Raw genomic sequence first — 10,319 nt, 5'->3', positions numbered from 1 at the left:
GCCCTCGGCGTGAAGCTGACCACGCTCCGCCCCGAGCAGGCCGAGTACATCGGCGTGAAGGTCGAAGGCCCCTTCAAGCCCGACCACTACCGCTACTGACCGCGTCCGGCGCTGTCTGAAGGCCCGGCGCCCTCCATGGCCCCGGGCCTGCTCCGCTCGGTTCAGCCGGCGTCCGTCGAGTACTCCGTGAAGCCATGGATGCTCTGCGGGTTCAGCCGGTAGCCGGGGCGTCCCTGGATCACGGCGTCCTGGGCCATGTCGTAGTCCGCCACTTCGCTGAAGCGCTCCTGGCAGGCACTGCGAAATCGCCGTACGGTCTGGGCCAGTGCCGCGGAGGTGCGGTTCGTACGGTCCGACAGCTCGGCAGCGGAAAGGTAGGGGACGGCGATTCCCCGTGCGACGCTCTCCGAGAAGTCCCGGCCCAGCACGCGGAGGGTGTCGATGAGCGGCTGCGGTGCGTTCTCGTGCACGGTGATCCCTTCCACCGACAGCAACCGGCCGTAGAGCGTCACTTCGAGCCGGTCGGGCTGCGGCAGCTGCTCTTCGCCCAGGTCGAGGGAGAGGAACTCCGGTACGAGATGGCCGGCCCGCAGTCCGATGTACCGGCTGAGCAGTTGGCGGCGCTCCGTGCCGCGCGGCGCCTGCAGGTAGTCGGCCACCGCGCCCAGCGTCTCCGGCAGGGTCGGCCGCAGGTCCTGCAGGTAGCGCGTGATCCAGTCCACCGATTCCCCTCTGCCGTGCAGCCGGGAGTGCAGCACGGCGGTGTCCAGCAGGACGAGGGAGGCGCAGGTGTTCAACCCGGCGTACTTCAGCCGGTCGTGCAGTGTCACAGCCGTGTCGATGAGCACGTGGGGCCGTACCCGGACCCGGTACGTGCGCAGCATCCGGTGCCACTGTTCGTAGGCCGTGAGATGGACGTTCCACTTCCCCGGGGCATCGAGGTAACCGTCGGCGAGATGACGGAACATCCTCGGGTAGGGCGACTGCTGATAGGTGCCCCAGCCGAAGGAGAAGGTGTCCAGTGCCGCGTCGAAGTCGCGCTGCACTCCGTACCGGCAGGCGGAGATGAGGAACTCGCTGGTGCGGACGTAGCGCATGAGGAGTTCGCGGTCGCGTTCGGTCAGTTCGGTCGGGCGCAGGACCGATGACTCCACGAACGTGCTGTATTCGCCGCTCTGCACGTCGCCCAGGTGGAAGGCGAACGACCGTCCCGCCTCCGGTGCGACGACCGGATGCGCTTCGAGCACCTTCTCCACGTACGTGCGCTGCGCCTCGAGCTCGGCGTGCGCTTCCTCTTTCTGCCCGGCGAGCAGATGGGCGATGACCAGGTCCGTGTGAAGCCAGGACGCGTCCGCGTAGTAGCCGTACGTCCGGTAGCGCTCCAGCGAGTCCCTGAAGAGCGGCAGCGCTCGCTCCGGTGCGTTCTCGGCGGCGGCTTCCAGACCATCGCGCCACAGCACGAAGGAGACACGGGAGAAAGACTCCGGCTTCCCGTCCAGCCCGGCCTCTTCGGCGAGCCGGGCGAACGCGGACGGGAACATGGAGTCGGCGTACCTCGCCCACCCCTGGCTGAGGTGGTCGGCCACCTCCATCAGCACGTCGAACGAGTGCTCACGTACCGCGCGGTCGAGGAGTTCGATCAGCTCCCGGGTCCGCGGCAGGATCCGCCCGGTGTAGAAGAAGGAGGTGTTGACGTATTTGTCGGCGGTGGCCAGTACCAGGGGCGCGGCCGATGCGCCGTTGTCCAGGCGGGCGCACAACTCACCGAGCAGCAGCAGGACCGCGACGTCGTGCTCGTTCGCCTGCCGCAGCTCGGCTGCGGGCACGTCCAGCACGTCCGTCAGCTTGACCTGGCGGCCGCCCGCGACATGCTCCTCAAGTGCCTGATAGCGCTCGACTACGCTGCTCATCTCCGCTGTCCTATCCGTTGCGTCGCCCATACGCGGTGGCCTCCGACTACCCGGTTCCCGTGACCTTCGCCGGATCGGTGAGGTGTCCGGCACGTCCTGGAGGGGGCCACGCCGGCTGTCTCCAGCACATTCGCCGTCGCAGACGGGGCCTCCGAACCTGTCCCGGAGTGCCCCGATGCCGCGCGAGTGTTCATCGGGGGTTGTCCGCCGTGACACGTTGCCGCCTTCAGAATGTCATCCTAGGCGAGTCTGATGACAAGATCGCATCGACTGGGTGCAAGATGTTCTTACCTGGCCACACCAGGGGGCGTTCCGGCCGTGCCGCCTTCACGAACGGCGGGGATCCCGGACGACTGGCTTGAATCCACCGACCGGGAGTTGCGTCGAGACCCTACCCCAGAGTCGGATCTTCCACCAGCAAAGGTGCAGGGCACAGCCCCTTCCGTCGCACGGCGCCACCGTGCGGGCGGTCAGCTCGGCAGGGGCAGTTCGGCCCAGATCGTCTTGCCCTCCGCGGTGTGACGGCTGCCCCAGCGCTCGGCGACCTGGGCGACGAGCAGCAGTCCGCGGCCGCCCTCGTCGAAGACCCGGGCGCGGCGCAGGAGCGGCGCGGTGCTGCTGCCGTCGGAGACCTCGCAGACGAGGACGTCGGAGCGGATGAGGCGCAGCTCGACGGGCGCGTTGCCGTAGCGGATGGCGTTGGTGACCAGCTCGCTGACGATCAGTTCCGTGGGGAACTCGAGCTCGGCCAGCCCCCAGGCGGCCAGTTGTTCGCTCGCCATGCGGCGGGCTCCGGCGACGGCCGCGGGGTCCACGGGCAGGCTCCAGACGCGTACCCGGTCGGTACCGAGACCACGGATCCTGGCCAGGAGCAGAACGATGTCGTCGGCGGCGGGCTCGGCCCGCACCTTGCGCAGCACCTCCTCGCAGGTCTCCTCCAGGCCCGCGACCGGGCGCCGCAGCGCCTCGCTCAGCAGCTCCAGTCCGACGTCGATGTCACGGCCGGGGGTCTCGACCAGGCCGTCGGTGTAGAAGGCGAGCAGGGTGCCCTCGCCCACGTCGATCCGCGCGGTCTCGAACGGCATGCCGCCCAGGCCGAGCGGTGGCCCGGCGGGCAGGTCCAGGACCTGCGCGGTCCCGTCGGGGTTCACCAGGACGGGCGGCGGGTGCCCGGCCCGGGCCATGTCGCACCGTCCGGCGACGGGGTCGTAGACGGCGTAGAGGCAGGTGGCCCCGACCTCTGCCGAGGCCCCTTCGCCCTGTTCACGGGTGTCCGGGCCCTCCTCCCGGTCGAGGCGGATGACCAGGTCGTCCAGGCGGGTGAGCAGCTCCTCGGGCGCGAAGTCGGCGTCGGCGAGCGTACGGACCGCGGTGCGCAGGCGGCCCATCGCGGCCGAGGCGTGCACCCCCTGGCCCACGACGTCGCCCACCACGAGTGCGACCCGGCCTCCCGACAGTGCGATGACGTCGAACCAGTCGCCGCCGATCTCGTCCCCCGAACCGGCGGGAAAGTAGCGGTGGGCGAGCTCCAGGGCCTGCGCCCGGGGCGGCCCGGGGGGCAGGAGGCTGCGCTGGAGGGTGATCGCGGTGTGGCGCTCGCGGGTGTAGCGGCGGGCGTTGTCGATGCTCACCGCCGCCCGTGCGGCGATCTCCTCGGCGAGCAGCAGGTCGTCCTCGGTGAAGGCGTCCGCGGTGCGGTGCCGCACCAGGTGCATCACGCCCAGGGTGACGCCCCGGGCGCGCAGCGGCACCATCATCACCGCGTGGATGCCGAACCTGCGCACGCTCTCGGCCCGGGCCGGGTGTGCCGTCGACCAGTCGCCCAGCAGCGGATCGCCCATCCGGTACACGGCGCCCCGGCCCGTGATCAGTGCCCGAGCGGGTGGCGCGCTGGGCGGGCAGATGTCGATGCCGCCCTCCGGGACCACGGATTCAGGGCAGCCCGGCAGTACCGACCGTTGCGCGGTGCGGCGGAAGACGACCTCTGTGTCCGGTGGTGCCGGTTGCGGTTCATGGCCCTGGGCGACCGCCTCCAGCAGGTCGACGGTGACGAAGTCGGCGAACCCGTCCACCGCCACCTCGGCCAGCTCCTCTGCCGTCCGGGCCACGTCCAGGGTGCTGCCGATGCGTGTACTAGCGTCGTTGAGCACCGCCAGGCGGCGCCGGGCCCAGTACTGCTCGGTGATGTCGATCACCAGCGCGGACATGCCCAGCGTCTTTCCCGCCCCGTTCTTCAGCGGGGAGAGGAAGACCGACCACGCGTGATCGCGGATCTCGCCGGAGGCCCTGAAGGGCTGTTCCTCGCGGACGATCATCTCGCCGGTGCGCACCACCTCGTGTTGCAGGCGGTCGATCTCGTCCAGGGGCGGGGTGGGGTAGATCTCCCACAGCGTCTTGCCCCTCATCTCGTCCGGCCTGAGCCCCATGGCCCGGCTCATCACCTGGTTGCAGGTCACGAACCGCGCCTCCCGGTCGTAGACGGCCACCGGCAGCGGAAGTTGCGCGAGGGTGAGGTCCCACAGCTCCGTGGGCTCCTCTTCGGTCGGCCCGGCGGGGTAGGTCACGGCCGCCGGGGTGACGACCCAGGCGGTCCTGCCGCGCGCGTCCACCAGCGGGGTGCCTCTCAGCTGCGCCTTGACGCGGCCTCCGTCCCGCCTGCGCAGTCCCACGTCGCTCGTCCACGGTTCGCCCGCGGCCAGGTGGCGCCGCATCGCCAGGGGGAGTTCGGCGGACAGCAGGTGGGTGGCCGGCCGCCCCACCACTTCGCCGGGCTCGTATCCGAGCATCCTCCTGGCTCCCGTGCTCCATACGAGCACGGCACCGCGGGCGTCGATGACGACGGCGACGTCCTCGGGCGCCGCCGCGCCCCCTTCTCCCGTGTGCGTGTCGGGTCGGTTGTCCATGGGGTGTCCCGACGTCGTTCCTGCCGCGCGCGGCACGGCCTGTGCCACCCGTCACGGGCGGTGCCTTCAGCATCCCGCTGCGGCCCGCCTCGCTCAACCGGCGGCGCCGCTCTCGCCGCGTCCCGGGCGCGGACCGGTGCCGAGCCGTCCGGGGACCGACGGGACTGTGCGGACGGGCGGGGGCCGACCCACTGTGCAGGCAGCGGTGTCGGCGCGCAGCACAAAGGCGCCTGACCAGGTCGGATCCCTGTCAGGCGCCCTTGTCGTCGAACGGCCTAGCGCCGGTGGTGTCCGACGGTGACGACTCCCTTCGTCCGGGCGCCGCTCCCGTTGTCGTAGAGGACCTCGCCGGTGGACTTCCTCCAGATCCTGATGCGGAAGGTGTCCGGGCCGTCGGTGGCGGTGACCCGGAAGGCGTAGCCGCTCTTGCCGCCCACTGTGCCGGTGCCCTGGTAGACGGCCCGGCCGCCGTTCACCACGAGCCAGTCGGAGCCGGTCGAGCGGAAGGCGAGCCGGGCGGAGCCGAGGACGAACTTGGCCTTGCCGGTGGGGACGGTGGCTCCCGTGCGGTACCGGACGCCCAGGGTGAACGCGGCCTTGCCGGTCAGCCGCGGCTCGGCGGGGTAGGCGCCGGCCGGTGACGTGATCATGCCGGCGCCGACGGCGGGCCCGGCGGCACGGTCGTAGACGATCACTTCCGCGAGCGTGGTGGTGTCCGTGCCCTTGTCGTCGTCCGTGACCGTGACGACGGGCCGGTGGATGCCCGCGTCGTCGTAGACGTGGGAGGCGCGGCAGCCGGAGTCGGTGACCGTGCCGGGCGTCGGCCGGCCGCCGTCCTTGAAGTCGACCGTGCAGGTGTGGCGGTCTGCCGTGCCCGGGTCGTCGAAGGACGCGGCGACGACGGCGGTCCTGCCCACCGACAGGGGCGAGCCGGGGCCCTTCGCGGAGGTGATCGAGGGTCTGGCGTTGGAGACTTCGACGGTCGCGGTGTCGCTGCCGCGTCCGCCCGTCAGGGTGACCCGGAAGGTGCCGTCGTCGGCGCAGGTGAGGGTTGTGCGGGCCGCGGTGGGGTCCTTGACCGCGCACGGGGCGCCGTCCTGGACGGTCCACTTCGGCGTGCCCGCTCCGGAGACGGTGCCGGCGAGCGTGATCGCCTCGCCCTCCGTGCCGGTCGCGTCCGGCCCGGCGTGGACGACGGTGACCGGGTCGATGCCGCCGAGGGTCGGGACGACCTTCTCGATCAGGCCGTCGGGGCCGAACTCCAGCTTGTCGATGGTCGTCTCACGGTGGGTGCCGTCTCCGCCGGGGATGGCGAAGCGGTGGTAGGCGATGTACCAGTCGTCGGTGTTGGGCACATGGACGACGGAGTGGTGGCCCGGTCCCTTGATGCCCAGGGACAGGTCCTTCTCCAGGATGACGCCCTGCTTGGTCCACGGGCCGGTGGGCGAGGGGCCGGTCGCGTAGGCGACGCGGTAGTTCTCGTCCCTGGTGTCGTTCTCCGACCACATGAAGTAGTAGGTGCCTTTGCGCTTGGCGACGAAGGTGCCCTCGTTGTAGCCGCTCGGGGTGATGTCCTTGACCTGCGCGGTGTCGATGGAGGTCATGTCGTCGCCGAGCGGGACGACGTAGGCGCGGCCGTTGCCCCAGTAGAGGTACTGCTTGCCGTCGTCGTCGGTGAAGACCGCCGGGTCGATCATCTGGCCGCGGAAGTCACCGGCCTTGAGCAGGGGCTTGCCCAGGGCGTCCTTGAACGGCCCGGTGGGCGAGTCGGACACCGCGACGCCGATGTTGGCGTCGGCGCAGAAGTAGAAGTAGTACTTCCCGTCCTTCTCGGTCATGGCCGGCGCCCAGGCCCTGCTGTCCGCCCAGTCGACGTCCGGGCCCAGGTCGAGGATGACGCCGTGGTCCTTCCAGTGGACCAGGTCCTTCGAGGAGTAGGCCTTGAACTGCGTGCCGCTCCAGCCCTCGAAGCCGTCGGTCGTCGGGTAGAGGTAGAAGGTGTCGCCGAAGCGCACGATGTTCGGGTCGGCGTTCAGACCCGGCAGGACCGGGGTCTTCATGATCAGCGCCGAGACCTTCCAGGTGCGCTTCCTGCCGTCCGAGCCGGTGACCTCGTACGTCACCGGCTCGGTGAAGTCACGCACACTGCCGGAGGCGGGGCTGATCATCGCGCCCTCGGCGAGCGTGAACTCCGGTGCCAGGGTGGTGAGGTCGGTGTCCGCCTTCATGGGCAGGGTGATCGTGCCGGCCGCGTTGTCGACGAGCGCGTCGACCTTGAGCGCCGGGTGCGTCACCTTGGCGATGCCCGCGGTGTTGCCGCTGAGTCGCATGACCTCGGTGCCCGTGAGGGCACGGTCGTAGATGCGGAAGTCGTCGACCTCGCCGCCGAAGTAGGGGTCGGCCGCGTACAGGGAGCGGCCGATGTAGCCGCTGTGGTCCTTGGCCGCGCTGTACAGCTCGGACGGCTTGACGGTGGTCGTCGTGCGGGCCGCCTCGATGCCGTCGGCGTACAGGACCATCGTGCCGGTGGCGCCGTCCAGCGTCACCGTGACGTGCCGCCACTGGCCGGGGGTGAGCTGCGAGCCGGCCGTGAGCTTCGACTCCGCCGACCAACTCGCCTTCGTGATGGCCGAGTAGAGGCTGGAGCCGCCGTTGGACGGGGTGGCGAACAGGTACGTGTCGCTGTCGGGTCCGAGTCCGAACAGCCACTGGAAGCTGCTGCCGCCCTTCCACTTGGCGTACGTCGACACCGTCACGCTGCCGGCGTTCTTCAGCACGCCGTTGGGAATCCTGACGTAAGGCGAGTCGGAGCCGCCGGACATCCTGAACGAGCCGCCCTCGACACCGGTGCCGAAGTCGGGCGTGCGGACGTACGTGCCGTGGTTTCCGTGCCCGCTGGAGTCACGGGCGATGGTGCCGCCCGTTTCGTCGAAGTCGTAGTGCAGCAGGAGGTCGGCCGGGACGTCCGGTCCCTCGTCGGACACGGTGACCTCCGCCCGGACCGGGATCGCGGCGCCGCCGGGCAGGCTGCCGGTGACGGTGAAGGTGCCGGGCTGGGCGTACTTCGACGCCGGCACGTCCTCCCAGTCGACGGAGACGGGCCGCATGGCGCCGTCGGCGTACTCGGCGATCACCGTGGCCGGCAGGACCGGGGCGTCGCCGACCCGGGTCTTCACCGACACGTCCTCGACGCTCTTCACGATCTGGTCGGGCTGGTAGGCGCGCAGCAGCCGGTCGTACTCGGCCTGGGTCACCGGCAGCACGGTGCCGTGGCGGGGCTTGGCCGGCAGGTCGTAGCCGGTGGAGGGGGTCCAGGTGCCGGAGTCGAGGTCGGTCGTCTCGAAGGGGATGTAGCCGCGGCCGCCGAACTCGTCGAGGAACGCGTACCACTTCTCCTCGGTGTTGGACTTGAACACCAGTGGCCCCTCGGCGGCGTTCATCGCGCCCTTGCCGATGCCCTCGGCGACCGGGGTCCAGGACGGGTCCAGGATCGAGTCGCTCTTCTCCTGGAAGATGAACTTGCTGTTGGGGGTCGAGGAGGTGTTGTTCCGCTCGTCCTTGGACAGGCGGTAGTACGTGCCGTCGTGCCGGATCATCGTGGAGTCGATGACCGAGTAGCCGCGGTCGATCCAGACCTTGGGCTCGCTGAAGGTGTAGAAGTCGCGGGTGGTGGCGTACATCATGCGGTTGTACGTGTCACCGGAGTGCTCGGCGTTGTCGTACAGCTTCGACGCCCAGAAGACGACGTACTCGCCTCGCTCGGCGTCGTAGAACGCCTCCGGCGCCCAGGTGTTGCCGGCGCTGTCGGGCGAGACCCTGACCAGGCGCTGGTTCGTCCAGTGCACCAGGTCGGTGGACTCCCAGACCATGATGGATTTGCTGCCGGTGCGCTGGGAGGCGTTCCAGTCGCCGTTGCCGTAGATCCTCAGGTCGGTGGCGATCTGGTAGAACTTGTCGCCCTCCGGGGAGCGGATGATGAACGGGTCGCGCAGGCCCTTCTCGCCGAGGGTGGAGGTGAGGACCGGTTTGCCGTCGTTCAGCTCGCGCCAGTGCAGCGGGTCGTCGCCCTTGCTGAGGGCGGCGTAGAGCTGCTCGCCGTCGGCGGTGCCCTCACCCGTGAAGTAGCTGAACATGTAGCCCTTGAGGGGCGCCGCGGCGGGCAGTTCGGGCACCTTGGCCGTCAGCACGCGCGTCGCCCGGGCCTCGCCCTTGGTGACGGTGGCGGTCAGTTCGACGGTGGTGGCGCCGTCGCCGTGCGCGGGTCGGTGGACCTCGCCGTCGGCGGAGACGACGCCCGGCTTCGCGGAGGACCAGGTGACGGCCGTGCCGTACGTGCCGCTCTCGGGCAGGGTGAGGTTGCCGCGGGCGTCGTCGAGGTTGTGGACCGTGAGGTCCTCGGCGGCCTGGCGGGTGGCGGCGTCGTCGTCCAGTGCGGGGCGGACCGTGACGTCGAAGGTCTTGGTGGCCGTCACGGTGCCCTTCTTCAGGGTCGCCGTGAGCGTGGCCCGGCCGTCCGGTGAGCCTGCCCCGGGGCGGGTCACCTTGCCGGCGGCGGACACCACCGACGGGTTGTCGCTGGTCCAGCTGATGGCGGAGCCGCCGGCCGTGCCCGTCCTGGGCAGGTCGAGGTCGGACGTGACGCCGCTGATGTCACCGAGGCTCAGGGCCTCCTTGTCGGCGGCGACGCCCTGCGTGGCGACGGGGAGGGAGAGCTGCTCGACCTCGGAGCCGGCCAAGGCCCGGTCGTAGACACGGAAGTCGCGGATCCGGCCCTTGAAGAGTTTGTCGGCGTCGTAGACGGACTTGCCGATGTAGTTGGCCTTGGTGATGCCGGATCCGATGGCCCCCGGCGTGGTGGTCACCGACGTGTTGCGGCCCACCTCGACGCCGTCCTCGTAGAGCACGCCGCTGGAGCCGGTCTGGGTGTAGGTGATGTGCTTCCACACGCCGCGGGCGAGGTTGTGGGAGTCGGAGGGCTTGGTGGTCTGCTCGGTCGACCAGTTGCCCGTCGCGACGGAGGTGCGGAAGGAGTTGCCCGTCGTGAACAGGTAGCCGTTGCCGCTGCCCGCGCTGGTGTTGCCGAAGCCGTAGAGGAAGTAGGGGGTGCTCTGGGCGGAGTCGATCAGCACGTCCAGGGAGACGGTGATCGCGTTCATGCCCTTCATGACGTCGTCCGGCACCTTGATGTAGGTGTCCGATCCGTTGAAGGCGAGACCCTGACCGGATGCCGACCAGTCGGCGGTTCCGCTGAGCGTGCCGTCGCGGCCGTGACCGGAGGCGTCGGTCACGGTGGCGCCGGTGCCGGCGTCGAGCTTGTACCACAGGGCCAGTCCCTCGGCGGGATCCGCCGCTTCGGGCGCCGGTGCCCCCGGGGCCGCCTGCGCGGAGACGGCGGGGCCGGCGAGGGCGAGCAGCATCGACGCGGCGGTCAGCCCGGCGAGGGGGCCCGCCAGGCGTCTCGCGCGGCTGCGAAGTCGTGCGACGTGCGTCATGTCGTGTGGGGTCC

At 70.4% G+C, this 10,319-nt stretch carries 4 protein-coding genes; 1 reads left to right on the top strand and 3 read right to left on the bottom strand.

Annotation, left to right across the window (positions count from 1 at the left end; translation table 11 throughout):
* Nucleotides 1-99 (top strand): adenosylhomocysteinase (locus tag ADK65_RS37635; protein ID WP_159038846.1); only part of this gene is annotated, 99 nt, incomplete at its 5' end.
* A 62-nt stretch (nt 100-161) separates the two neighbouring features.
* On the opposite strand, the gene ADK65_RS31250 is transcribed toward ADK65_RS37635, so the two are convergent.
* The 3 genes from ADK65_RS31250 to ADK65_RS31240 form a co-directional block, all read right to left on the bottom strand.
* Nucleotides 162-1,910, bottom strand: a complete 1,749-nt coding sequence (locus ADK65_RS31250; protein ID WP_053674344.1) for a hypothetical protein — start codon at nt 1,908-1,910, stop codon at nt 162-164.
* 470 nt (nt 1,911-2,380) lie between these two features.
* Nucleotides 2,381-4,813, bottom strand: a complete 2,433-nt coding sequence (locus ADK65_RS31245; protein WP_053674343.1) for a SpoIIE family protein phosphatase — start codon at nt 4,811-4,813, stop codon at nt 2,381-2,383.
* Nucleotides 4,814-5,088: 275 nt separating this feature from the next.
* Nucleotides 5,089-10,305 carry a family 43 glycosylhydrolase gene (locus ADK65_RS31240; RefSeq protein WP_053674342.1) on the bottom strand — a complete coding sequence of 1,739 codons (5,217 nt, stop codon included), beginning with the start codon at nt 10,303-10,305 and terminating at the stop codon, nt 5,089-5,091.
* Nucleotides 10,306-10,319 lie beyond the last annotated feature (14 nt).

It is taken from the genome of Streptomyces sp. NRRL B-1140 (genome assembly GCF_001280065.1).
Classification (GTDB): domain Bacteria; phylum Actinomycetota; class Actinomycetes; order Streptomycetales; family Streptomycetaceae; genus Streptomyces.
This window is presented reverse-complemented; position numbering and strand designations above follow the sequence as displayed.